General features: G+C 44.8%; 25 protein-coding genes. 17 read left to right on the top strand and 8 right to left on the bottom strand.

The genetic code is table 11. The annotated features are described in order from the left end of the window. From VX730_03750 to VX730_03685, 14 genes are all read left to right on the top strand, one after another. Nucleotides 1–1215, top strand: a 1215-nt coding sequence (locus VX730_03750; GenBank protein ID MEC9291495.1) for a ribonucleoside-diphosphate reductase subunit alpha, incomplete at its 5' end; no start/stop codon positions are given. 203 nt (nt 1216–1418) lie between these two features. Then, a complete protein-coding gene (locus tag VX730_03745) occupies nt 1419–2486 on the top strand; it encodes a ribonucleotide-diphosphate reductase subunit beta (GenBank protein ID MEC9291494.1) in 1068 nt (355 codons plus the stop codon). A 131-nt stretch (nt 2487–2617) separates the two neighbouring features. Then, nucleotides 2618–3778, top strand: coding sequence for a flagellin (locus VX730_03740; GenBank protein MEC9291493.1), 1161 nt, complete (start codon nt 2618–2620; stop codon nt 3776–3778). A 12-nt stretch (nt 3779–3790) separates the two neighbouring features. After that, a complete protein-coding gene (locus tag VX730_03735) occupies nt 3791–4183 on the top strand; it encodes a hypothetical protein (protein MEC9291492.1) in 393 nt (130 codons plus the stop codon). 80 nt (nt 4184–4263) lie between these two features. Then, complete coding sequence (fliD, locus tag VX730_03730; protein ID MEC9291491.1) at nt 4264–6060, top strand: flagellar filament capping protein FliD; 1797 nt, start codon at nt 4264–4266, stop codon at nt 6058–6060. A 49-nt stretch (nt 6061–6109) separates the two neighbouring features. Continuing rightward, nucleotides 6110–6526: a flagellar export chaperone FliS gene (fliS, locus tag VX730_03725; protein ID MEC9291490.1), complete on the top strand. Its 417-nt coding sequence runs from the start codon at nt 6110–6112 to the stop codon at nt 6524–6526. Nucleotides 6527–6622: 96 nt separating this feature from the next. Then, the gene (locus VX730_03720) at nt 6623–7156 is read left to right on the top strand and encodes a flagellar basal body-associated FliL family protein (GenBank protein MEC9291489.1); all 534 of its coding nucleotides are present in this window, start codon (nt 6623–6625) and stop codon (nt 7154–7156) included. Nucleotides 7157–7270: 114 nt separating this feature from the next. Further along, a complete protein-coding gene (gene fliM, locus VX730_03715; protein ID MEC9291488.1) occupies nt 7271–8398 on the top strand; it encodes a flagellar motor switch protein FliM in 1128 nt (375 codons plus the stop codon). 2 nt (nt 8399–8400) lie between these two features. Next, on the top strand, nt 8401–8997 hold the full coding sequence (locus VX730_03710) for a hypothetical protein (GenBank protein ID MEC9291487.1): 597 nt from the start codon (nt 8401–8403) through the stop codon (nt 8995–8997). Next, a complete protein-coding gene (locus VX730_03705) occupies nt 8997–9497 on the top strand; it encodes a hypothetical protein (protein MEC9291486.1) in 501 nt (166 codons plus the stop codon). Before VX730_03710 ends, VX730_03705 begins: the two co-directional genes overlap by 1 nt. 64 nt (nt 9498–9561) lie before the next feature. Continuing rightward, on the top strand, nt 9562–9948 hold the full coding sequence (locus tag VX730_03700; GenBank protein MEC9291485.1) for a chemotaxis response regulator CheY: 387 nt from the start codon (nt 9562–9564) through the stop codon (nt 9946–9948). A gap of 18 nt (nt 9949–9966) precedes the next feature. Continuing rightward, a complete protein-coding gene (locus VX730_03695; protein ID MEC9291484.1) occupies nt 9967–10623 on the top strand; it encodes a protein phosphatase CheZ in 657 nt (218 codons plus the stop codon). A gap of 53 nt (nt 10624–10676) precedes the next feature. Beyond that, the gene (locus VX730_03690) at nt 10677–13052 is read left to right on the top strand and encodes a chemotaxis protein CheA (GenBank protein MEC9291483.1); all 2376 of its coding nucleotides are present in this window, start codon (nt 10677–10679) and stop codon (nt 13050–13052) included. 85 nt (nt 13053–13137) lie between these two features. Continuing rightward, a complete protein-coding gene (locus VX730_03685; GenBank protein MEC9291482.1) occupies nt 13138–13608 on the top strand; it encodes a hypothetical protein in 471 nt (156 codons plus the stop codon). A gap of 46 nt (nt 13609–13654) precedes the next feature. Here VX730_03685 and fliP read toward each other — a convergent pair whose 3' ends face one another. Genes fliP through VX730_03665 form a run of 4 tightly spaced genes read right to left on the bottom strand, consistent with a single transcriptional unit; the run spans nt 13655 to nt 15414 of the window. Beyond that, the gene (gene fliP, locus VX730_03680; GenBank protein MEC9291481.1) at nt 13655–14431 is read right to left on the bottom strand and encodes a flagellar type III secretion system pore protein FliP; all 777 of its coding nucleotides are present in this window, start codon (nt 14429–14431) and stop codon (nt 13655–13657) included. Next, nucleotides 14424–14819 (bottom strand): hypothetical protein, encoded by a 396-nt coding sequence (locus tag VX730_03675; protein MEC9291480.1) that lies wholly within the window; start codon nt 14817–14819, stop codon nt 14424–14426. Before VX730_03675 ends, fliP begins: the two co-directional genes overlap by 8 nt. Next, nucleotides 14816–15124, bottom strand: coding sequence for a hypothetical protein (locus VX730_03670; protein ID MEC9291479.1), 309 nt, complete (start codon nt 15122–15124; stop codon nt 14816–14818). Before VX730_03670 ends, VX730_03675 begins: the two co-directional genes overlap by 4 nt. After that, nucleotides 15121–15414, bottom strand: a complete 294-nt coding sequence (locus VX730_03665; protein MEC9291478.1) for an EscU/YscU/HrcU family type III secretion system export apparatus switch protein — start codon at nt 15412–15414, stop codon at nt 15121–15123. The genes VX730_03670 and VX730_03665 overlap by 4 nt, the downstream gene beginning before the upstream one ends. Nucleotides 15415–15519: 105 nt before the next feature. Between VX730_03665 and VX730_03660 the strand changes: the two genes are divergently transcribed. From VX730_03660 to VX730_03650, 3 genes are all read left to right on the top strand, one after another. Beyond that, on the top strand, nt 15520–17160 hold the full coding sequence (locus VX730_03660; GenBank protein ID MEC9291477.1) for a flagellar hook-length control protein FliK: 1641 nt from the start codon (nt 15520–15522) through the stop codon (nt 17158–17160). Nucleotides 17161–17174: 14 nt separating this feature from the next. After that, on the top strand, nt 17175–17927 hold the full coding sequence (locus tag VX730_03655; GenBank protein ID MEC9291476.1) for a flagellar hook capping FlgD N-terminal domain-containing protein: 753 nt from the start codon (nt 17175–17177) through the stop codon (nt 17925–17927). A gap of 99 nt (nt 17928–18026) precedes the next feature. Then, entirely contained in the window at nt 18027–19709 is a 1683-nt protein-coding gene (locus tag VX730_03650; protein MEC9291475.1) for a flagellar hook-basal body complex protein, read from the top strand. Between the two features lie 197 nt (nt 19710–19906). Here VX730_03650 and VX730_03645 read toward each other — a convergent pair whose 3' ends face one another. The 4 genes from VX730_03645 to VX730_03630 all read right to left on the bottom strand — a co-directional run bounded on the left by VX730_03645 (nt 19907) and on the right by VX730_03630 (nt 24345). Then, a complete protein-coding gene (locus VX730_03645; GenBank protein ID MEC9291474.1) occupies nt 19907–20221 on the bottom strand; it encodes a SemiSWEET transporter in 315 nt (104 codons plus the stop codon). Between the two features lie 32 nt (nt 20222–20253). Then, nucleotides 20254–20745, bottom strand: coding sequence for a hypothetical protein (locus VX730_03640; protein ID MEC9291473.1), 492 nt, complete (start codon nt 20743–20745; stop codon nt 20254–20256). Between the two features lie 76 nt (nt 20746–20821). Beyond that, nucleotides 20822–23605: a hypothetical protein gene (locus tag VX730_03635; protein ID MEC9291472.1), complete on the bottom strand. Its 2784-nt coding sequence runs from the start codon at nt 23603–23605 to the stop codon at nt 20822–20824. Next, nucleotides 23605–24345 (bottom strand): flagellar motor protein MotB, encoded by a 741-nt coding sequence (locus VX730_03630; GenBank protein MEC9291471.1) that lies wholly within the window; start codon nt 24343–24345, stop codon nt 23605–23607. The genes VX730_03635 and VX730_03630 overlap by 1 nt, the downstream gene beginning before the upstream one ends. Nucleotides 24346–24352 lie beyond the last annotated feature (7 nt).

Genomic DNA, 24352 nt, shown 5'->3' with positions numbered 1-24352 from the left:
AACGCTGTTGTGATTACAGATGACTTTATGGAAGCTGTAGAAAAAGACGAAGACTGGGGCCTTAAGTCTCCAAAGACTGGCGAAACACTTCGTACAATCCCTGCACGTGACCTTTGGATCCGTATCCTAACAGCACGCATTGAAACAGGTGAGCCGTACCTTCTGTTTATTGATAACGTAAACAACCGTATCCCTGAGTTCCACAAAGAGCAGGGCCTTAAGGTTAAAATGAGTAACCTATGTTCTGAGATTACTCTACCAACAGGTATTGATCAGCATGGTAAAGAGCGTACAGCTGTATGTTGCCTGTCTTCTGTGAACCTAGAAAAATTTGAAGAGTGGGAAAAGTGCGAAACATTCCTAGATGATATGTTCCGCTACCTGGATAACATTATCCAAGACTTTATTGACCACGCTCCAGATGATATGGCGCGTGCCCGTTACGCGGCTCTACGTGAGCGTAGTGTTGGTCTTGGTGCAATGGGCTTCCACTCATTCCTACAATCTAAGAACATTCCATTTGAGTCTGTGATGGCGAAAGTATGGAACAAGCGTATGTTTAAGCATATCCGTACAGGTGCTGATGCTGCTTCTCGCATTCTTGCTGAAGAGCGTGGCCCTTGCCCAGATGCTGCTGAGTCTCTCGTTAAAGAGCGCTTTGCAAACAAACTTGCTATTGCGCCAAATGCATCAAGCTCAATCATTTGCGGTAACGCATCACCTGGTATTGAGCCATACGCAGCTAACAGCTTTACACAAAAGACACTTGACGGTTCATTCAACGTACGTAACAAGCACCTGAAGAAGGTTCTTGAGAAGTACGGTAAAGATACACCAGAAACATGGTCACTCATTACAACACAGGGCGGCTCTGTACAGGAGTTAGACTTCCTAAGTGAGCATGAGAAAGATGTCTTTAAGACAGCATTTGAAATTGACCAGCGTTGGGTGGTGGAGCATGCGGCTGATCGTACACCATACATTTGTCAAGCGCAGTCAATTAACCTATTCCTGCCAGCAGACGTACATAAGAAAACACTACATGAGCTACACTTTAGCGCATGGAAGAAAGGTGTGAAGAGCTTGTACTACTGCCGCTCGAAGTCAATCCAGCGTGCGGATGTTGTTTCATTCCCATCGAATGAGCAAAAAGCAGCAGATGCAATTGCACAGCAGGAAGAGGACCAATACGAAGAGTGTCTCGCTTGCCAATAAATTCTACTGAATAGGGCTGCAAATTCATTTACGCTCCAGTGCTCAGCCTTATGTATGTTTAAATACATGACGGCTTACGCGCTTCGCGAAAATAAATTTTCGCACCTATTCAGCGAATTTAACTCAATCGTATATGAGTGAGTGCGTAGACGATTAAGCGAACTTACTACAATATATTATAATACTACCTAAGGGATAAAATCATGTCAGAAGTCGTGAACCTCAAAACAGAAACGGGTCTTGGAGAGCTAAAAGGTCTTCTTGAGCCTCGTCCAGTCTACAAACCATTCCGTTACCCATGGGCCTTTGATGCATGGCAAACGCAGCAGCGTCTGCACTGGATGCCAGAAGAAGTGCCAATGGCGGATGATGTAAAAGATTGGAACGATAAGCTTTCTGCAAGTGAAATTAACCTGATGACGCAGATTTTCCGTTTCTTCACACAGAGTGATATTGAAGTAAACGGCGCGTACATGAAAGAGTACTCACAAGTTTTCGGTCCAACTGAAGTTCTGATGATGTGCAGTGCGTTCTCTAACATCGAGACAATCCACATTGCAGCTTACTCTCATCTGCTCGATACACTGGGTATGCCTGAGGTTGAGTACGAAGCTTTCCTTAAGTACCAGCAGATGAAAGATAAATATGATTACCTACACCAGTTCTCTTGTGACTCTAAGAAGGGTATTGCAACAACTCTAGCTGTATTTGGTGCCTTTACTGAAGGTCTCCAGCTGTTTGCAAGCTTTGCGATTCTACTGAACTTCCCACGCTTTGGTAAGATGAAGGGTATGGGTCAGATCGTAACATGGTCAGTGCGTGATGAAACACTTCACACAAACTCAATCATTCGTCTGTTCCGCACATTCATTAGTGAGAACCCTGAAGTTTGGACAGATGAGCTGAAAGAAGAGCTGACGAACCACTGTAAAGAGATTGTGAAGATGGAAGACGCCTTCATTGATCTTGCCTTTGAAGAAGGTGAAGTGCAGGGCCTAACACCACAGGAAGTGAAGGATTACATCCGTTACATTGGTGACCGCCGCCTAATGCAGCTTGGCCTTGAAAGCGTATTTGGTATTGAGAAGAACCCTCTACCATGGCTAGACGAGATGCTAAATGCAACTGAGCACTCAAACTTCTTTGAGCAGCGCGCAACGGAATACTCTCGTGCGTCAACTCAAGGAACTTGGGAAGATGTATTCTCTGACATGTTTGACAGCAAGCCAACAACGGAAGCTGAAATGACATCAGGGACAACAACTTCATAACGTTGCTGATACATGCTTAAAAGCCCCGCATTTGCGGGGCTTTTTGTTTTATATTGATAATTTAAAAGTTGGCACGCTCTCTGCATTGTTTAGTTATATGAATGAAACAGGCATAAGGAAGGTATCCCGCCATGGTCGTATCGATTATTAGTAATATTTCAACGCAAATCGCACAGCGTAACGTTGGTCTTAACAGTACTGAAACCTCTACATCTATTGCAAAACTCTCATCTGGTACACGTGTATTTGAGGCATCTGAAGATGCTGCTGCACTGTCTATTGGTGCGAGCCTTAAAGTTGATATTTCTTCACTAAGAGCCGCGCAGATTAACGTGTCTCAAGGTGTATCAATGCTTCAAATTGCAGATGGCTCTCTGGGTAAGATCCAAGATATTTTAGTACGTACAAAATCGATCTCTTTGACAGCCTCTTCTAGCCAACTTTCAAATACGGAAAGGTCTTTTCTGGATACGGAATATCAGCTTCTTTTAGAAGAAATGGATCGTATTGTAGAAACAACTGTTTTTAACGATAACCAGCTGCTTGGTGGTACAAACCAGATTGCTCTGGATGGTGCAACGCTTGGTACGGCGGTTGATTCTGATGATGGTTTTGTTGGTTTTGCTTTTGAGCCGTTTGTAAATGCTGGTGATACATTTGATGTGCAGTTTTTCGCGGCCACAAATACGCTGACCGTGACGAATACGGTGACAACAGAGTTTCAGTCACTCACAGTATCCTCGCCTCAAGTGGGTCAGCTGCAAGATTTTGAATTCTTTAACCTAGGTGTGACTTTGACCCTCAACAGTGACTTTGATGATACGACAGACATTGTAACAGGTCCAAATACTGGCTTTGCTTCTATTGCAACTGGTGTAGCTGTGGGTGCAAACCTAGAATACCAGGTTGGTAAAGGTACAACAGCCGCAGAGCGTATTGATGTAACCCTTCCAGTGATTAACGTTGCGGCTATGGGACTTGCTGGTACAGATCTTCTAACTGATACTAACGCAGGTGCGGTTGTTGATCTGATTGATACAGCCAATGCCATTATTACAGGTGCACGTGCGGATATTGGTGCAAACCAGAACCGACTCGAGTTTACAGCAAGTAATATTTCAGTTGCACAGGAGAACAGTGAGGCTGCGAAGTCTACACTTCTGGATGTTGATGTGGCTGAAGAGATTAGTAAGCTTGCAAGCTCTCAGGCTCTGCTTGAAACAGGCCTAGATATGCTGGCACGCTCTAACCAAAACCCTGATCTTTTAGTTGACTTACTACGAAACAGTTAAGGGTAACTATTTGTGAAACCAAAGCTTTCCATTGATCCGAACAATATAAATCCTGAAAAGGCGATTGCTTCTCAACCTCAGATGAAGCCAGCCAAACCTCAGGGTGTATACCAAAAAGTGGATGGTCGAGGAGGATTTCAGGTTCCTAAGTTTCCTGCTGGTTTTAACCTGACAGACGCAGCAGAAACAGCCTACAAAAGAGCTGTGCACTATATGAACGATATGCTTGGTGAACAAGACATGGAAGTTGATATGGAAATGGAAGACGACGTGTTTGATTCTAGTGGCAATGTGGTCGATAAAGCCACAGGGAGTACTGTGAATCGTTACGAGGGTCTGCAAATTTTAAAGCTATATGCGCAAAATATTCGCGAACGCGGTATCATCGTAGATGGAGATGTTTGAAAAATGTGTGTTATCATTTGTGACAGGGTCCATAAAGGAAAAGGTACGCAGGTAGCGGACAAAAAGAGAGAGGGACACGTATGACCGACTCATTACTGAATACTAGTTTTGCTAGCACCACTGACAGTGGTAATTTGCGCTTCTCAGGTCTATCGTCAAATATTGACTGGCAGTCTACTGTTGACGCCATTATGCAGGCCAAGCGAATTCCAGCAACTCAGATTGAGGATAAAATCGCTGTTAACGATACAAAGCTGACGGCTTACAGCGATCTTACACTTATTGCAGATAACTTAAAGACAAGCTTAGATCAACTCCGTGGGGGCGTGAGTTTCTTTGCTGAAGATGTATTTGATACAAAGCAAGCCTTTACAACATCAACAGCCGCAGCTGGTGCACCTGGTGGTTACACGCCTGTTGCAGCAGATAGTCTTGTTGGTGTTCTTGCTGGTGATGATGCAACTGTGGGAACGCACAGGCTGACAATTCATCAGCTTGCACAATCACACCAAATGCGCAGTGATGCTTTTGCAGATACCAATGCAACAGCACTTTCAGCGCAAGGTTTTACAATTGGTACATTTACAATGAATGGTGAGAGCATCACCATTGATGCGGATGACACTCTTGCAGATATGCAAGACAAAATTAACTCATCAAATGCTGGCGTCAATGCGTCTATCGTATCGGTAAGCCCAACAGAGCATTACCTCGTGATGACAGCTGAAGATACGGGTACGGCCAATGCAATTGATTTTGCTGGCGGTAACGCAACAACAGATAGCTTTGGCTTTACTGATGGTGTTGGCGGTATTAAGACTGAACTTACTGCCGCGCAAGATGCCATTATTGATGTTGACGGTATTACAGGCATTACACGTTCTTCTAACGCCATTGATGATGTCTTAGAAGGGATTACGCTTGATCTGTTTGGTGCAGAGCCAAATACTGAAATTAACATTGAGATTGAGCAAAACTTGAATGAGATTCAAGGCGCAGTTCAAGGGTTTGTTGATGCTTACAACCTGATGAAAGAGTTTATTATTGACCAAAGAACGCAGCGTGTACGTAGCGATGCGGAAGGTGCTGAGTCAGAGTTTGGTGCCCTTGCTTTTGATTCAACACTTAGAAGTATTGACCGCGAGCTTGGTGAAATGATTAACACGGTTATCCCGGGTGCGGCTTCTGGTTATGAAACACTTGGTCAGATTGGTATTGAAATCGGTGGTAACTTTATGCTGGAAATTGACCAGGATAAATTTAATGATGCGCTTGTCAATAATACTGACGGTGTGCGTAAGATCTTCGCTTTTGATGCGACAACGTCAGATTCACGTGTGAGTGTGGTTGGTTTTGACCAAAGTACACAGCCAAATGTGGATGGTTCTGGTAATTTGCAGCCTTACTACCTAGATATTGCGGGTACGGATGCGTCAGGAAATGTGATTCAAGCCGCAATTAGCACAACAGCTGGTGGCGGTGTCATTGGTGATGGTTCGGCAACGCAAAGCTCTCAAGTGATTACAGCAACTGACAATACATCAGCGAATGGTCTTCAGCTCTTCTTTAACGGAGATCCGAGCCTTGGCCCAATTAACGATATTGAAGTGACGTTTACACGTGGTGTAGCGGATCAGCTTTATGGTTACCTTGAGGATATTACAGCGCTGGATGGTCAACTGCGTACAGATGTTACAACTCTGGAAGAGCAGAATGTTGATTATCAAGATCGTATTGCACAAATTGATGAACGCCTAGAAGTGCAGAGAAACAGCCTAACACAGCAGTTCATTTCTATGGAGACAGCGCTTGCTCAATTGAACCAATTACGTGACCAATTGACACAGCAGCTTGGTGCTCTAAATGGTGACAGTTAACCATTTGCAGACCCACTCATAAACACATTAAGAAATAGAGTTAAGACACATGAATCAAAACGCCGCAAAACATTATTGGGAACAACAGATCCTGAACGCGTCGCCAGCAGAGCGTGTTGTGCTGCTATACGATGGAGCGATTCGCTTCCTTCTATCAGCAAAGCAAGCCATTGAAGCAGGGGACATTCAGTCTCGTTTTAACAATAATAAGCGTGCGGGTGATATTATCATGTATCTTTTCGAAACTCTTGATATGGAAAAGGGTGGAGAAATTGCGGGCAATCTTTCTCGTATCTATCAGTATATGCTGAACCGTTTGGTTCAAATTGATCTGAAAAACGATACAGAAGTGATTGATGAAGTTGTTGGGCAACTTAGACAGCTCCGCGAATCATGGGTGAAAATTGCCAGCGGCGGTGCATCTGCGCAACAGGACGAACCTGTTGTTCGCTCTGCAACTGCTTGATCACAGGGTTCTTTTTTCTTTTTCTTTGCATCTCTTGTTACACTTATGAGACAAGAGATTCCACTGTAATAATAAATTTGAATAAATGGGGTGCACATGGCTGAAGAAAATCAAAATCCAGAAGCTGAGGGCGGCGAAGGGTCTGAAGAGAAAAAAGGCTCATCAAAAATTCTACTGATTGCAATTCTTGCGGTTGTTTTACTTGGAGGTGCAGCGGGTGCAGCATTCTTCTTTATCTCATCTGGTGGTGATGATGAACAGGCAGCACTTGAAGCAGAAGCGGCAGCGGCTGCTGAAGCTGAAGCTATGATGCCTGAAGAGCCACAAGCACACTTTATGGAAGTTCCAGAAATTCTTGTGAACCTAGCAAGCTCAGGCACGGCAAGCCGTTACCTGAAGCTAAAAGTGAACCTAGAGGTGAGCAGTGAAGAAGATATGACTAAGCTTGAGCGCGTGATGCCACGTGTGATTGATGACTTCCAAGTTTACTTGCGTCAGTTGCGTGCAGAAGACCTGAGTGCATCTAGCGGTGTGTATCGTTTGAAGGAAGCGCTTTTGCTACGTGCAAGCCAAGCAGCACATCCTGTTAAAGTCACAGATGTGCTCTTTAAGGAAATTTTGGTTCAATAAAACCACTTTTTTTAAGGGAAGGCCGCCATTTTGGTGGCCTTTCATAGTTGTGGCATGATTTATGCGTATGCTATACTAGATAAAAATAAGAAAGATATGGATACCCTTTAACCGATGGCAGATCCAACAAATCCAGAAAACGGCGAAAAGACTGAAGAGGAACTCCTGCAGGAGTGGCAGAGCATGGCCGCTGCTGAAGAGGAGAACTCTGCGCTAAAAAGCGGTGGCGCTGGTGGCGATGATGAGACTTTTGAGCCGGCTGAGGATGAGCTTGAAGAGCGCATTCTAGACCAAGACGAGATTGACTCTCTCTTGGGTATGGGTAGTGCTGGTGAAGAATCTCGTACTGGTATCCGTGTTCTCTTAGATTCAAACGTGGTTTCTTATGAGCGTCTACCGATGCTGGATGTTGTGTTTGATAAATTTGAGCGCTTTCTTTCAACAAGTTTACGTCACTTTACGGCAGATAACGTAGAAATTACGATTGATAACATTACGTCTGTGCGTTTCCAAGATTACTTGAACAGTGTGCCACTACCAGCAGGTATTGTGGTTGTGAACTCGATTGGTTTGGATGACTACATTCTACTGGTTTATGAAAGCCGCCTGATTTACTCGGTGGTTGATATTCTGCTTGGTGGCCGTAAGAGCCGTCCGGCACGTATTGAAGGCCGTAACTTCACAACAATTGAGCGACGCATTATTGATAGTCTTTCTGAGGTTGTGCTGAGCGACCTTGGTGAAGCTTTTGCGCCAATTGCGCCGATTCAGTTTGCGGCAGAGCGTATGGAGGTGAACCCTCGCTTTGCAAATATTACACGTCCAAACAACGCAGCGATTCTTGTGTCTCTGCGTGTAAATCTTGAGGAACGTGACGGTATTCTACAATTCTGTATGCCATACGCGACACTTGAGCCAATCCGTGATCAGCTCCTTCAGCAGTTTATTGGTGAAAAATTTGGTCAGGATAACATTTGGGAAAACCACCTCAGTCAAGAGCTTTACCATGCTGAGACTGATTTAACAGTGGTAATTGATGAGCTTGATTACTCTTTGGATGAGATTTTAGGCTGGCGCATTGGTGATACCATTGAATTAAATGCTCGTAAGGGTGATCCAGTCTTGATTAAATGCGGAAATGTCGTCAAAATGACAGGTGAAATTGGCCGTGTTCATGAATGGAAAGCGGTTAAGATTAAGAAGATTATTTCTGACATTAATAACGAGCGTGAGGATATATAAATTTGGCAGAAGCAGCTCTCATGATTCAGGTGATGCTTGTAGTCCTCCTCAGTGTAGTGGGGGCTTTGCTTATTTTACTACACCTGCGTATTAGCCAGTTAAGGCAGGCTGAACGTAGCTTTAAAATCCTTTCTGAAAGCTTGGAAGGGACGATTACTCGCGCCCGCGAACTTATGGGCCAGCTGAAAGATGATAAGAGCGACAGCGTAACAGCAAACATGAGCGAACAACTTAAAACAGCTCATAGTGCTCTAGATGACCTGAAGATGATGTCAGCACGTGCTGAAAAGCTTCTTGAGAAATTTGATGATCTTGAAGATCAGAAAAAAGGTGGCAAACCTATCAAGACAAAAGCCATCCATGCCAGCCTGAAAAAGGAAACAAACGGCACTGGAAATGGTAAAGACCCACTTTCAACACGTCCATTTACGTTTACAAGCCAGCCGTTAAGAACGGTATCTCGCGGTAAGAGCTCTGCACTTTACCAAGCTGCGAGTAAAGTGACTGATGCCAGCGACGAGCAAGATGAAGATATTATCAAGTCAACAAGAAGCGAAGCTGAAAAGCGCCTGAAGCAAGCTCTACAAGGACGCCTTTAATGAAGCGTATTTTGCTCACTTTTGCATGTGTAGGCCTTACGGGCAATGCTTTCTCACAAGCAAACCCTATTGAAACACGCGTAAACTTTACGCCATCAGAAATTCGTCTTCTACAAGACCTGAGCTCTATTAAGCTAGAGCTTGACCGTGAGGAAGAAGCTCTTGCCCTGCGTGAGAAGCTGGTAGACCTTGCTGAAAGTCGCCTTGATGTGAAAATTAAGCGCCTAGAAGATTTAGAAACGCAGATTGGATCGCTTCTTAAAAATCTGTCAGAAAAAGAAGAAGCAGAACTTGTATCCCTTGCCAAAATCTATGAGCAGATGAAACCTGATGCAGCCGCGTCAGTTATGGAGCGTATGGATAACCGCATCGTATTTGATGTGTTTAAGCGTATGAACCGTAAATCTGTTGCAAAAATTATGGAGAAGCTCTCAAGTGCGAAGGGACGCATTATTAGTGAAATGCTCGCAGAAAAAAGTGACCTCCCAAGTTTTGAATAGTTTGGGTTTCAGGGTATACTTCTTTTCGCACGATAAAAATAATAAGAAACAAGGATAAACCCCCATGGCTGTTGATAAAAATATGCGCATCCTCGTCGTTGATGATTTCCAAACTATGCGTCGTATTGTTATGAATCTTATGCGTCAGCTTGGCTTTACAAACATGATTGAAGCTGCAGATGGGGAACTTGCATGGGAAGTCCTAGAAAACGATAACATTGACCTTATTGTATCTGATTGGAACATGCCTAACATGACAGGCATGGAACTTCTTAAAAAAGTACGTGCATCTGAAGAGTACAAGCACATTCCATTTATTATGGTGACCGCCGAAGGTAAGAAAGAGAACGTGATTGCCGCGGTTCAAGCGGGTGTAAACAATTACATTGTGAAGCCATTTAATGCCGCAACGCTGAAAGAAAAACTCAAGCGCGTTATTGGCGACTTTTAAGGGTAGGGGACCTGAATTATGTCGGACAAAACTAAAGAAAATATTAAAAATAAGCTCGATGCTCTTGAGGCATCTGATGCTGAAATGGTGCCAATGTCACAAGTGCGTGAGCTGACTGAAGCTGTACGTGGCCTATTTAAAGGTGAAGTTGACGAGCTTGATACTGAAATTTTTGGTGAACTTGCAGAGCTTGCCCGCTTTATTAATGAGGCGAAAAAAGAGCAATCTTTCCAACCAGAAGAGCTTGCAGAAAAAGGGATCCCTGATGCATCTGACCAGTTAGACGCCATTGTTGCGACAACTGAGAAGGCAACAACAGAGATTATGGATGCTTGTGAAGCGATGCAGGCAGACCTTAAAAAGCTTAAGGATTCTGGGGCTGATGAAGCTTCTGTTGCAAATATGGAAGCGCAGATTACGGCTATTTTTGAAGCTTGTAACTTCCAAGACCTCACAGGCCAGCGCATTCAAAAGATTGTAAAAACACTGAAGCAAGTAGAACAGCACATCCTACGTATGGTTGTGGTATTTGGCATGCAGAAGAAAGCAGATAACCTCAGCGCAGAACAAAAAGAGTTTTTGCAAGAAGAGGCTGAGCTATTGAATGGTCCTCAGCTTCCAGGCAATAGCCTAGAGCAGGATGATATTGACGATATTTTAGATACGCTCCTTTAAATTAGGGCGTGCTAGACACGTAAAAATAAAAAGAAGAAAAGGCAAGACGCCTCGTGGAACACGATGAATTAGGCGAAATCTTGCAGGAGTTTTTCACTGAGGCCGATGAAAGCCTTGATGAACTCGAGCAAGACCTGATTAAGCTAGAGACAATCTCTGAATCTGGCGACTTTGACGCGGATCTCGTTGACCGTATCTTCCGTGTTCTGCACACTCTTAAAGGCGGAGCAGGTTTCTTAAGCCTCGATAAAATGTCTAAACTTGCCCATGCGGGTGAAAACCTCCTTGATGAAGTCCGTGGTGAAAATGTAGATGTCACAAAAGATGTGATGGACGCACTCCTCACTACCAATGACATGCTCAAAGACATGCTGGATATGAGCAAGGATGGTGAAGATTCTAACACTTTTGAAATTGATGAGATGGTGCAAGAGCTTGAAACCCTCACCAATGGTGGAGGCGCGCCAGCACCGAAAAAGACTGAGCCTGCTGTAGAAGAAGCACCTGTTGAAGAGCCTGAAGAACAAGAGATTGAGGTGGAAACATCTGTTGAGGATGCTGATGTAACGGTTGACTCTGACCTGCTTGCAGAGGTTATGGCTGATGAAAGACTCGCTGGTACTGACGACACTGAGGAAGAGGAGTTTACACCAGAGGAAGAAGAAGCCTCTGATGATGTTGCTGTTGATGCAGATCTCCTTGCAGAAGTGATGGCAGATGAACGCCTTGCAGATAAGGAAGAGGCGCCAGAAGAATCTGTAAAAGTAGAAGAAAAACCAAAGAAGAAAACTGCTAAAAAGCCTGCAAAAGCTGACGTTAAAGAAGAAAACGCTTCTGAAGCAGATATGGAAAAGGCTTTACAGGAAGAGCCAGTTGATGATGATGAGGCAGATGTAAAAATTGATTTAGACCTTCTTGCTGAGGTGCTTGCAGATAAGCGCTTAGCAGGTGATAAGGACACAGGCGATGAGCCAACAGACCCTTCAGCGAGTGGTGTAGATTTACAGCTCCTTGCAGAAGTGATGGCTGATGAACGCCTTGGTGATGTGATTAAGCATCAAGTGAAGAAGGCTGAGGCGAAAAAACCTGATAATCGTGCAGGTGAGCGCCGTGTTGGCCGCGGAGACCGTCGTAAGACAGATAGACGCGGTGGAAAAGCCTCTGCTGCTGATGTGATGATTCGTGTAGAAACAGGCCGCCTTGATGCCATTATGAATGATGTTGGTGAACTTGTTCTGGCACGTAACTCTTTGGTTCGCTCTCTTGAGCGCCCTCATATTGCAGAAAAGCTTGAGGAAGAAGAGTATCTCGGCATTATGGCGCAAACAGAACAGCTAACACGCGGCATTAGAAGTTTGCAATCTGCTGTACTTGGTACACGTATGCAGCCGATTAAAAAAGTCTTTGATAAAATTCCACGTCAAGTGCGTGAGTTGAAGAGTAAGCTGAATAAAGATGTAGACCTTTTGATTGAAGGGGAAGATACAGAAGTGGATAAGACGCTGGTAGATGAACTGGCGGATCCAATGATTCACCTCATTCGTAATTCACTCGACCACGGCCTTGAAACACCAGAAGAGCGTACAGCTATGGGGAAAGCTCCATCTGGAACGCTTTCGGTACGTGCCTTTTATGAAGGGAATAACGTGGTGATTCAGATTCAGGATGACGGTAAAGGCATTGATCCTGTTGTGATCCGCAAAAAAGCGATTGAAAAAGAGCTACATGACGCTGAAACCATTGAGGCGATGTCTGATCAGGATGCAATTAACCTTATTTTCGCCCCAGGGTTCTCAACTGCTGAGCAGGTGAGTGATGTGTCTGGCCGTGGTGTGGGTATGGATGTGGTGAACTCTAAGATTCAGTCTGTGAAGGGGAGTATTTCCCTCACAAGTGAGTTTGGTGTGGGCACATGTGTCACAATTTACCTTCCATTGACTCTCGCGATTGTGCAAACACTTGTTGTACGCGCTAAAGAAGAAGGTTTTGCTGTTCCAATTGGTGATATTGCAGAAGTGATTAAGTTTAACAAAGGTGATGTTCACCAAGTAAATAAGCGCGATGTTATTGAGCTGCGTGGAGAAGTGCTGCCGCTCTTCTACCTTGAGGCTCTTACGCATGGTATTTCAATGCCGGGACGTCAAAAGCTTGATCTTGATGATGCCTATGTGGATGATCCTGACATGAGCCCGTTGAGAAAGCGCCTACGTCAGCGTTCACAAAAGACCACGCCATTTATTCTTGTGGTGCGTGAGGGCGGAAATGCGCTAGGGCTTGTTGTTGATGGTCTGCTTGGTCAGGAAGAAGCCGTTGTGAAGCCGATTAGTAAAGTATTTGGCCACCATGAGGCTATTAGTGGCGCAACAATTACTGGTGAAGGGTATGTGCATATGATTCTTGATGTGCCTTACCTGATGAAGCAGCTTTAGCTACCCTGACTTGATTTTCTAAGCCTACCTCTCTATAACAGTTTCATATTAATCTTTGTTCTCCCTTTTCTGTAAGAGGTGACTTATGTCTCTAGAACATTTTGAAACGGCATTTCATATGGCAACGGCAGGTGCAATGTGCGGACCGATTTGGCTGTGGAATACCTATGAAGACTTGAAGGAATACGGCGAGCGTTACAATATAGATTGCATTGGACGTGACTATGCGCAAGCACTTGAGGATGCTGAAACCAGCATTGCTGCAGAGCTTCTTCTGCCGGCCCATAAGCGTCGTGTGATCAATTTTTATCATCACCTGCTGTACCTTGTGTACTGGGATGAAGATAAAACGCTTGGCGCCCTGATGGATAATGTGAAGGCCAATAACCCAGCGTGGCGTTCAACCCCTGAAGATAAAAAGGCGGTGAACGGCTACTGGAAGGCCCGTAAAGCAACCTATGTACGCTTTATGAACGCTGTGAAGGCGTTTAACGAGCTGGTGGACTATGATGACGATGGAGAGTTTGAACGTATCTCCCCGCGCCAGTTTCTGTAAGCGAATAAAAAAGAGGGCGAAAGCCCTCTTTTTCTTTTCGGATCTGTTAGGTGACCCCTTTAAAGGACTCAACGAGAGAGCCAACAAGAAGGTGCCAGCCATCAACCAATACAAAGAAGATGATTTTAAATGGCAGAGAGATAATGATCGGTGGAAGCATCATCATACCCATACTCATCAGGATCGATGCAACAGTTAGATCAATAATGAGGAATGGCAAGAAGATCAGGAAACCAATTTCAAAGGCACGACGCAGTTCACTGATCATAAATGCAGGAATCATCGCTTGTAGTGGCACATCTTGAGAGGTTTCAATGACAGCAGGTTTGCTGTCTTCAGGCATCATTTCAATAAAGAGGTTTAGGTCATTTTCACGAACTTGTGATCCCATGAAATCTTTAAAGGGAGCCATAGAGCGGTTAAAAGCGGCTTCTTCATCAATGCGTTCATCAAGGTAAGGGCGCACACCCTCATTGTAAGATTCTTCAAGTGTGGGCTGCATAATAAAGAAGGTCATAAACAGGGCAAGGCTGATCATCACCGTGTTAGGTGGTGAGGCTTGCAGACCCATAGCACTTCTTAGGAATGAGAACACCACCACAATACGTGTGAAAGATGTAATCATCATCACCATAGATGGGGCCAGTGAAAGAACCGTAAGAAGGATAAACATCTGGAAAATACGTTCAGATGAAAGCAGGTCATCTCCAAAACTAATATTTACTGGGGCTTCCTGTGCATAAAGTGGGAAGGCGCTGATACCAAGGAAGAGCGCTGACAGTAGTGTAAACTTAATAAGACGTGAGAGTGTAAGCTTAGGCATCTGCTTTTTTCTCCTTCTCAATATCTTTTAGAATTTCTTCTTTGGTTGGGCAAGAGCTACGCACGCGCTTTAAAAAGCCAATTGGTCGCTCTTCTTGTTCGTCTTCAGCAGGTTGCTCACCTTCTGTGATTGGAGTTGCCATCAGGTGAAGAGGCGTTTCAGCGCCGATAAGAATTGTGTGCTCAATGTTATCCTGTTTAATAATAGCCACTTTATGCTTCATATCAATTGGCGTGATATCGAGGACTTTCAGGCGTTTGTTTGCGCCTGTCACATGCTTAAATTGACCGCTTCTGCGTGCCACAATGCTAAGCCCCATAAGCAAGAGGATAAGAACGCCACAGGCAAAGAGCCAGCGCATCATGTTGATGTCTTCAAATATGGTCACTTAGGGCCTCCATACTGTTTATTCGCTTTGGCGCGAATGGCATTGGTTTGAATTTGTTCTTTGACACTCTTTTGGTAGGAAGTAAGTTTTTCCATTGCAATATCAAGGTGTTGTCTTAGGTTTGAGAGGTCTGTACGGTGCGTTTCTGTCTCTTCTGGAGACATGGCAGCAAGCTTTTCCATACAGTCACGAATCACTTCTGTTTGTTCAGCAATTTGGGCAGGTGTCGTGCTTTCACCACCAGCCATACGCTCTAGGCGGCTAATCGCTTCTTTCGTCTCCGTAATCAGCTGGTTTGTACTCACGCGTTTTTCTTCTCATTGTTAATACGATAAATATACGCAAAAATCTCCGCAACAACAGCATAAACTTCTAATGGAATTTCATGATTGAGTTCAACCGTCTCTAAAACTGTCATCAGATCGGCGTCTCTATGGATGTGAATGTCGTGCTCTTCAGCAATTTCAAGGATGCGCTCAGCAATAAGCCCTTTACCTTTGGCCACAACAACAGGCGCGCCTTCGCCCTCTTTTTCATACTCAAGGGCGACAGCACTGAGCTTTGAATCTTTTTCTAATTTTTTTTCGTCACTCATTTAGGACTTGGCAACCTTCTTGCATCTTAAAATTCAGTTTAAACGACGTTACGGAAAGGACCGAACCGCATGAGTATATCACCCCTAGCACTTTTGGGGAATGGGATGGGACAAACACAATCACTAAGTGGGGCTTTTGGGGAGTCCTCTTTTGGCGTTTTTGGCGCAGGTGGATTTGCAAGTCTACTTGGCGGCCTTCTTGGCGGCAACGCTGAGAGTGAAGCCGGTGATGATACAAGCCTGCTTGCTATGCTGCTTGGTGGCAGCGCTGATGGCTCTCTTTCAGATATGCTTTCTGATGTGAGTTTTAATATGACAGATTTTCTGCCAGAAGGTGGTCTCGCCTCTCAGTTTGATGTGGAGAGCCTTGTTGGTAAAGTAAATGATCTGGCAGACATGTTGGGTAAACTTGGTGCAGGTGAGGGCGGTGCTGCTGCCTTTACACAAATTACTCATGTTGAATTTGAAATTGTGATTGAGCAAGTCATCACAGAATTTAAAGCGATTGGTATTGATGCCTCTGGCCTCAATACGGTTGCAGGTCTTGCTGCAGCGTTTGAGTCTCTTGGTATGAGCGCTGAAGATGCGATGGATCGTGCGGTTGGTTACGTCGCCTTTATGAAGTACATGGAAGCAGAAGAGGCGAAACAGGATGAAATTGAACTTCTTAAGGCCCTTCTACAAGGTGAGGATCCTTCTGTAGCCTATCAAGCCTTCCTTGCAAGTAAAGAAGGTGGCAGTGATGAAGCTGCAGGCCTGCTTGCCTTTAACGCACGCCGTTCTTCGGTTTCTATAAGTTTTAGTGCGCAGAGTACAACAATTATTTCTGGCGCAGAGCTAGCGCATAGCGCACTTTCAGGCGGTGATATTCCGCTTGCTGAAAATGCAGCAAAAGGTCCTCTAGGCGATATTGCGCAGCAGGTTGCTACTGGCGAACGTCCGCTGAATGAAAAAGTTATTTCTGCTTTACAGCAAGCAGGTATTGAAGGTGAAAGTGGTGCCTTTGCAGCCGCGGCTAGAGCCGCGAGTGACCGCATTCGTTCTGAAGGTGGTGTAGCGTCACGTACGGCAGAATTTGTGGATGGTGCATCAACACAAGTGCGTGGTGAGTACCTCAAGCCGCAACCTCTTGCAGAAATTCTTTCTGAGTCTCGTAACGTCTTTACAGTTAGCCAATCAGAGCAGGGCGCTCTTCAAGTGCAATCTGAAACAACTGATCCAGTTGATGTAAATGATAGTGCTGACTTTGATGCCTTTATGGAAAAGCAAGTGAACAACCAAAATCGCCCGGCTGGTACTGAGAGACTGGCACAAATGGCACGCCAGGCCGATGTAGCTGCACAAATGCAGATGCAAGTCCGTCAGCTTGCAAAGCAAGGTGGTGGTGAAGTCAAAATGGTCCTAAATCCGCCAGAACTGGGCGAACTTGATCTCCACATTCGTGTGAGTGATGGCCGTGTGAGTGGTGTCATTGCGTCACAAAATATGGATGTTTTAGAGCAGATGGCACGGGACTTGCGTTACTTACAAGAAGCTTTTGCTGAAAGTGGCCTTGAGTTTAGTGAAGAGGGCCTGAGCTTCCAGCTAAAAGAAGAAGGCTCACAGAGCTTCTCTGGAGGAGAAAACGCATTCTCTGGCAGTGAAGACGGTGAAGCTGAAGACGGAGAGAGCGGAGAGGTTCTGAGCGCAGAAGCACAAGACCCACGTTGGATTGATCCAGACCGACTTGTCGATATGGATGCATAAAGGAAGAGAAACACATGACAATTAGTTATAACGTAGATAATTCTTACTTGGTTAACCAGACCAATATTAAGAATGGCACGGAAAACAACGGGACAGCGCGTGCTGCTGCAGACCTGAACTTTGAAGATTTCTTGTCACTGCTTGTTGCTCAACTTGAAAACCAAGACCCGCTTAACCCTGTAGAAAACACAGAATTTACAGCGCAGCTGGCACAGTTCTCACAACTTGAACAAACGATTCAAACCAATGAGAATCTAGAAGCGCTTATTGCTGACCGTGAGTACGGACAGCAAACTCTGGCAGTCAGTTACATTGGTCGCCAAGTGATGACTGAAGGTAATACAATGCGCCTTCAAGATGGTGCGCCGATTGATTTCCAGTACTACCTCCCAACAAACTCTGCAAACACGGTTATTGAGGTCTTTAACTCAGACGGTGTACTTGTGAAAACAATTGATGCAGACGACCAAGCGGGTTACCACGAGGTGACATGGGATGGTTACGGAAATGAAGAAACAAGACTTCCTCCAGGAGATTACAGAATTCGCGTAAGTGCTGTTGAAGAAGATGGTGACGATATTCGAGCATCAACATTTACATACGGTACGGTACAAACAGTGGATACGTTTGGTGGTAACGTGGCGCTGAGGTTTACGGATGGACGTACGGCAGATATGTCGGATGTGATTTCGGTACAAAACCCAGTGTATGTGGTTCCGCCAGAGGGTAATGGCGATGAGAGTGGCTCGGACGATCAAACGAGCTAAATAAAGACAAAAAGTCAGACCAAATTGGCACGACTTTTGAATATTAAAAAAGTAAGAAATTAACCCCCGCCAAGTAGGCGAAAAACAAGGAGAAACCCCATGAGTTTATACGGATCGTTGACCTCAGGTGTATCAGCAATGCTTTCACAAAGTGAATCTATCTCGATTATTTCAGATAACCTCGCAAACGTGAACACAATTGGTTACAAAAACAGTAGAACCTTGTTTCGTCAGCAGGTAACAAGTGCCGGGGTAAGTGGTACTCTTGTAAACGCCGGTGGTGTTGGTACAGATTTCCAACGTTTCCAAGCAACGCAGGGTTCACTTCTTTCAACGCAGTCTTCAACAGATATTGCCCTATCAGGTAACGGTTTCTTTACAGTGATTTCAGATACTGAAGTGAACAATGAAACAAGTTTCTTCTACTCTCGTGCGGGTGCCTTTGCTGAAGATAACCGTGGTTTCCTTACGTCTCCTACAGGTCAGTACCTCCTAGGGTGGCGTACAGATACAGATGGTACAGTTCAAGATGTTCAAAACCCAACAGCAGTAGAGCTTCAATCGGTAGCCTCATCAGCGCGTGCAACAGGTGAACTTATTCTTGGTGTAAACTTGAACGCAGAAGCGGATACATACGCTTACGATACAACAATTACACACCAAGCAAACATTGCAAACATTCTTGCTGACCCAACAACGGTTCCTTTTGTCACGGATGTACGATTCTTTGATAGCCAAGGTGCTGCACGTGATGTGACGTTCGCATTCTCAAAGCGCTCTGCAAACGAATGGGACTGGGTGGCTTACGCTGACGGTAGCGATGTTGTTGCAGACTTTTACGGTAACAATGTTGCACCAGGCTCTAACGCAGCGATTGGTGTTGGTACACTTGAATTTGACGCCGACGGTGCCCTTAAGATTGTAGGCGGTGAAACGTTTACAGTGGATTGGGACGATGGTGTTGGTACTGAAGAAATTACAGTTAACTTTGGTGACTACACGGGTGGTGCATACTTTGACACGATTGGTGCTGGTCTACAGTTTGGTGACGGTGTACTTGGTATCTCGGTAGATGAAGATCACCCAAGTGCTCCAGCAACAATTGCAGGTACATATTCTTTCGCAAACCTTGGTTTGAACGCAGGTACAGGTCTCTTTGAGATTGAAGTCACTGAGCCAGATGGTAGTACATTTATCGTTGGCACAACAAACACAGCTGATGAACGTCTGCTTGAGTTTGCAAACGGTGTAAACATGACCCTTTCTGCAAACTTTGACTTCACAGCAACGCCAGTCGGTGCCTTAGGTACAGCTGATATTACAGCCCCTCTACAAGGTCCACTTGATATTGGTCGAGGAACAAACGGTGTGATTCAGTTCGCCTCTCCGTTTAACACACTTTTCGCCAACCAGGACGGTTTCGGTTCAGGTACGCTTGCAAGTGTAACGGTTGATGAAGAAGGCTTCATTATTGGTTCATTCACAAACGGTGAAGCGAAGAAACTTTGGAAAGTTGTTGTAGCAGTTTTCCAAGACCCTGCATCGCTTGAGCCAGTATCAAACAACCTCCTACGTGAAACAGATGCCTCTGGTCGTCCACTTTACAAAGAAGCGGGTGTTGGCGGTACAGCAACGATCGTAAGTGGTGCCCTTGAGCAATCAACGGTAGATATTGCACAGGAATTCTCGAACATGATTACATCTCAGAGATCGTTCCAGGCAGCATCAACGGTGATTTCAACGGTTGACCAGATGTTGAACGAACTTCTACAGATTCGATAACACATAAGATAAGCGCTTCCTTGAAGGGAAGGGGGCGCTTCTTAAAAACAAGTTTGTAAATGTTTCGGCTGGAGCTTCCCCTTCTCTCCCCCATCTCGTCCAGCCGGCTCTAGGAAGTGACTGCCCCCAAGCAGCCTTCCACACAAAAACCCCTCTCGTAAGAGAGGGGTTTTTACTCATTAAAATAACAAGAACGTTTAAGGAATTTGCTTGGTGCCGCCCCATGTACCTTTCTCACGAATTTCACGACGTGAGTAAAAAATTTTCATGCAAAGAATAGACATGGCAAGGCTAAAACTAACGCCATTCCAAAACATCATAGATGGGCTTTTTAGAAGGAAGCCAACGGTAAACCATAGAGCAATACCGCTACAGAAAATAATGTACATGCCAAGAGAGATGGCGCGTGTATCACGGTCTTTCCATGTTTTTAGGGCTTGTGGAAGGAAAGAGGTTGTTGTGCACATTCCTGCAAAAAAGGCGATAATCTCAACAAGTGTTTCAGTCGGCATAGGTTTATTCTTTTTATTAACTGTTTTGAAAATTATGCCAGCTCTAGAACCTCTGCGCTAGTTGTTCTTGTGTCTTCACCGAGTTGGCGTTGTGCTTTTTCTGAACCCTGTGCGGCATGTGCAATACTTCTCGCATTGGTGACAGAGTTGAGTTTCTCTATAGAGCAACCAGATTCAAGGGCTGAGCGACTTGCATGCTCATCAATAAGTGCATCAACATCTCTGCAAATTTTTCCAACTTGCTCTGTCATCAAGTGCCTTTCAGCATCATTTGCATCTTTGGGAATAACTTGATCCGCAACATGGTTCACAAAACCTTCATTTTTAAATGAAAAGTTCTCTTGAAGCTCAGGATGCTTTTTAAGAAGCTTCGCTGCTGTTTCAGCAGAAGAAAGAATAGCTGTTTTCGCGCAATCTGGGTCAACGCGAAGGCGTGAAGAGTACCCTGAGTTAATTGTGTCTACGCGACCTGTAATTTCTGCGTCTAAATCTTTATAAAACATAAGCTCATGTGTTTGGCTCATGTGTCCCTCCCTTAACATATTTTATTGTCCCATACCTTATATATGGGGGCATTAAATGTATCTTACAAGGGAGGCGTTAAAGTTTTGGAGGCGCTGTGAGTTGACCACGTGACTGGTTGAACAAGTAGCGCTGGCGTTTCTCACTATCGCGTGAGCGTTTAATCAGGTTGTATTCACGCGCAAACTCATTGTAGCTTTCCATTTGAGAAATCACAGTATCAAGAATGCTGGCATCTTCTTCTGTTTTTTCCATGGGCTTAATCACAGAGGCTTTATCTTTAAGTAGAATCTCAAAGTAACGTTGGTCATATGGGTTCACAAGTTTGTTAATAAACTTATTGCGCAAGCCTTCTAGGTTTCTGATTTGGCCTTTGTTGTTATAGATAAACGCAAGGCGCTTAAAGTTAACACGGTCTTCTGGTGTCCATGTATCAAACGGTGAACTCTCAACAAACTGTGGCTCAACAAAGCTCATAAACTTATCAAAGTCATCACTTTGCCATGCAACATCTGCAAGAATTGTACGGGCTTCTGGACGGCTTTTCACATCTTCTAGAATTTTAATTGCGTCAGCGTAGCGCATCTCAGCAAAGGCAATTTCAGCTTTAAGGAGTGTGCGTTGATACTTCAGATCGTCATCCATTGGGAATGAGGCCGTCTCTTCTAAAATGCTGAGGGCAGGGGCGTAGTCTTCTTCACCGTAGTAACTTTCTGCAATGGTGTAAGCCAGTTTGGCTTGTCGTTCTTTGTCGCCTTCTGCACGGTATTCGTATTGGTTCTCAAGTAGATCAATCGCGCGGTCATATAGGCCAATCTTTTTAAGTTTCATCGCGACGTCTGTAATCAGGGCATCACCCTGTTCTCCCGGAGGGGTTAGCTCACGGAAGTCATAATACAAACCAAGGACAGCGACAGTATCAAGGTTACCGCCAGGCATATCTTGCTCTAGAAGCTTCATGAATGTTTCTGTCATAAGTGCTGTGATTTCACTACGGAATGGGCTTTCAGGGAAGAAGATGTTAAAGAACTTCAACTGGTCTAAACCTTCGCGGTAGCGCTCTGCGGCCACAAGCATGCGACCAAGTTTGTAAAGGACTTGCTCTTCTACATCACCACCGCGCCACATAAAGCGAATTTCTTTGAGGGCATCAATGGTTTGCTCGCGTGCAATATCACCGCGGCTGTATAGAAGCATCAAGTATTCGTACTGTGCATCAATCGCAAACTTTTTATCTTCACTATTGGCCACTTCAGCAAGCAGAGATTCAGCCTGTTGGCTATCCCCTTTAAGTAAGGCTGCACGGGCCACAAGAAGGTCAGCTTCTGCTGGAAGTTTTTCTTCGCCAAGGACAGAGATGAGTGTGTCAATCTGTTCTTGCATAATAGAGACTTGCTCTTCTTTGAGAAGGGCTCTTGCAAAAGAAAGACGCAGCTCTTTTTGCAAGCTAAACGGATAGCCAAGAGAGAGGTCAATGGTATCACGCATGAGTTCTACAGCTTGTGAGTAGTCACGTTGCTTTTCTTTGGTATAACCAAGCCAAAGCTTGCGCTCATCTTCTGGGTCGCCTTCAATAGAGAGAAGCTCATTTGCTGCTTCTAAGCGGTCAGCAATAGCAAGGAGGGCACCCAGCATAATGCGTGTTGTTGTGCTCTTTGGATATCCATTTTCTTCAAACTTAGGCGTAGATTGCATAATGTCCATCGCTTCAACAAGGCGGTCATAGTTAATGTTGAGACGCGCCATTTCTAGGCGGTTTTGATCTCGCTCAAAATCTGATGTGGCATTAAGAAATTCTTCAACAAGTTCTGCTTTGGCATCGTTATAAGCCAGAATATCTTCAACTTCAATACGTGGAAACATGCCACTACCTTCTGGCAATTGGAATTGCTCATCAAAGAATGGGTCTGATGTTGGCACTGGTGTTGGTAGAGCTGTATCTTCAGCCACTTGCTCTTCAGGCTCATCTTCAAGAACTTTATCGTTGGTTACACCCATGCGAATCAGAAGATCTGTGAGGGTTTGTGTTTCAGGAAGAGAAACACTTTCAGCTTTACTGATGGCTGCAGCCACACCTGAGATCGCATCTTCAAATTCAGCAGGTCTGGTTTTTGCAATGAAGGACGTTGTGGTTGCAGAAGCTTCTTCTGTGACAGCTTCATTCAATGCTTCAAATAGGCTTGAGGTTTCCGTGCCGCTTGCAGAAGGTGTGGCAACAGCAGCAAGTGTGGTTGCCTCTTCTGGCATATCGAGAACAATTTTAAGTTCATCTGTTTCTTGAGGGAGTGTCAGGATGCCACCAACATCAGACATAAACGCCATACCTGTGCGGGTTGGCACAGCTGTAATTTTCCCAAAGTTTCTTGGCGAAAGTGTTGGTGTCACACTGTTAAACACAACAACAGGGTAGCTATCACCTGTGAGGGCATGCTCTGCAAGGAGTAGGCGGTCCGTCAGTGATTTAGGTAGGATTAGCGTATCATCTAATGCAACGTGGCCAGACAGGTTAAGCGGTGATGATTCTTGCTGTTCAATGAGAACACCGTTCCATGACCAGAGTGAGTTTTCAGGTGAGGCAGTGAATGCAATATGTACACCTGAGCCGCCTTCAACAAGAAGAGGGGTGATTTGCTCAATGCCAAGTTCTGGCAGAAGAATATCTGGAATATTGGTTGTCACAGTCTCAGATGTGGCGCTTACAAGCCAAACATCGTTGTAGCGCTCAAACAATGCAATCTTGTCATTTGCGTCTGTTTCAATGTCAAAAACATATCCTTCAGGTGTCACCACCAAAGACAGGTTTGCTCCGTAAACCGGAGCAATCCAAATCAGACTTAAAAGAAGGGTGAGGCGGAAGATCATCAGAATGGCAGCTCCGAATCTTTTTCACCGTAAACAATTACTTCAACACGCCTTGAAATGGCATAGCGTTTTGAGATTGGTAAGCCTCGGTCAATTTCACCAAAGCGGCTATCTGCGTAAGAGACAATGCGGATAGGCGCTGTGACACCGCGAGAAATAATTACATCTGCAATCTGTGCGGCACGTGCCATACCGAGCTCCCAGTTAGATGGGAATTTATCGCTCTTAATCGGGAATGGGTCGGTATGCCCTGCCACAGCAATGCGGTTATCAAGGTGGCGTAGCGCGTCACCAAGGTTTTGAACCGCACGGCGACCTTCTGGGCGCAGAGAATCTTCATTTGAATTAAAGATCAGTGATGAAGGCACGTTAATAATAAGGCGATCTTGCTCGCGGTCACGTGTCATCGTTGTATCTTTAAGCAGCACATCTTGAGAGAAGGATTGCTTTAAAATACCTTCAATATAATCCAAATTATCTGCTGAAAGCGGGTCAATTTTTTCAATGGCTGTTTGCTGGTCAGGTGGACTTGTGACGACAGGCTCACGGATTGAGAATACACCAGCAAACGAACCTTTAATTTCTTCCCACTTTTGGGTATCTACGACTTTCATAGAGTACAAGAGTACAAAGAATGTAATGAGGAGACTTACAAGGTCTGCAAAGGTTAGGAGCCATGCAGGGCATTCAATAACATGAACTTCATTATCATTTTCAGGGGTTTGGTTTTCTTCAGCCATGATCCAC

It is taken from the genome of Pseudomonadota bacterium (assembly GCA_036141575.1).
In the GTDB taxonomy this organism is placed as follows: Bacteria; Pseudomonadota; Alphaproteobacteria; order UBA2136; family JAPKEQ01; genus JAPKEQ01.
The sequence above is the reverse complement of the archived record's forward strand: the minus strand, read 5'-3'. Positions and strand labels throughout refer to the sequence as shown.

Coding starts and splice junctions, on each gene's coding strand:
- VX730_03745 (MEC9291494.1), top strand. CDS start 1,419: ATGTCAGAAGTCGTGAACCTCAAAACAGAAACGGGTCTTGGAGAGCTA.
- VX730_03740 (MEC9291493.1), top strand. CDS start 2,618: ATGGTCGTATCGATTATTAGTAATATTTCAACGCAAATCGCACAGCGT.
- fliD (MEC9291491.1), top strand. CDS start 4,264: ATGACCGACTCATTACTGAATACTAGTTTTGCTAGCACCACTGACAGT.
- fliS (MEC9291490.1), top strand. CDS start 6,110: ATGAATCAAAACGCCGCAAAACATTATTGGGAACAACAGATCCTGAAC.
- VX730_03720 (MEC9291489.1), top strand. CDS start 6,623: ATGGCTGAAGAAAATCAAAATCCAGAAGCTGAGGGCGGCGAAGGGTCT.
- fliM (MEC9291488.1), top strand. CDS start 7,271: ATGGCAGATCCAACAAATCCAGAAAACGGCGAAAAGACTGAAGAGGAA.
- VX730_03705 (MEC9291486.1), top strand. CDS start 8,997: ATGAAGCGTATTTTGCTCACTTTTGCATGTGTAGGCCTTACGGGCAAT.
- VX730_03700 (MEC9291485.1), top strand. CDS start 9,562: ATGGCTGTTGATAAAAATATGCGCATCCTCGTCGTTGATGATTTCCAA.
- VX730_03695 (MEC9291484.1), top strand. CDS start 9,967: ATGTCGGACAAAACTAAAGAAAATATTAAAAATAAGCTCGATGCTCTT.
- VX730_03685 (MEC9291482.1), top strand. CDS start 13,138: ATGTCTCTAGAACATTTTGAAACGGCATTTCATATGGCAACGGCAGGT.
- fliP (MEC9291481.1), bottom strand. CDS start 14,431: ATGCCTAAGCTTACACTCTCACGTCTTATTAAGTTTACACTACTGTCA.
- VX730_03665 (MEC9291478.1), bottom strand. CDS start 15,414: ATGAGTGACGAAAAAAAATTAGAAAAAGATTCAAAGCTCAGTGCTGTC.
- VX730_03660 (MEC9291477.1), top strand. CDS start 15,520: ATGGGACAAACACAATCACTAAGTGGGGCTTTTGGGGAGTCCTCTTTT.
- VX730_03655 (MEC9291476.1), top strand. CDS start 17,175: ATGACAATTAGTTATAACGTAGATAATTCTTACTTGGTTAACCAGACC.
- VX730_03650 (MEC9291475.1), top strand. CDS start 18,027: ATGAGTTTATACGGATCGTTGACCTCAGGTGTATCAGCAATGCTTTCA.
- VX730_03645 (MEC9291474.1), bottom strand. CDS start 20,221: ATGCCGACTGAAACACTTGTTGAGATTATCGCCTTTTTTGCAGGAATG.
- VX730_03640 (MEC9291473.1), bottom strand. CDS start 20,745: ATGAGCCAAACACATGAGCTTATGTTTTATAAAGATTTAGACGCAGAA.
- VX730_03635 (MEC9291472.1), bottom strand. CDS start 23,605: ATGATCTTCCGCCTCACCCTTCTTTTAAGTCTGATTTGGATTGCTCCG.
- VX730_03630 (MEC9291471.1), bottom strand. CDS start 24,345: ATGGCTGAAGAAAACCAAACCCCTGAAAATGATAATGAAGTTCATGTT.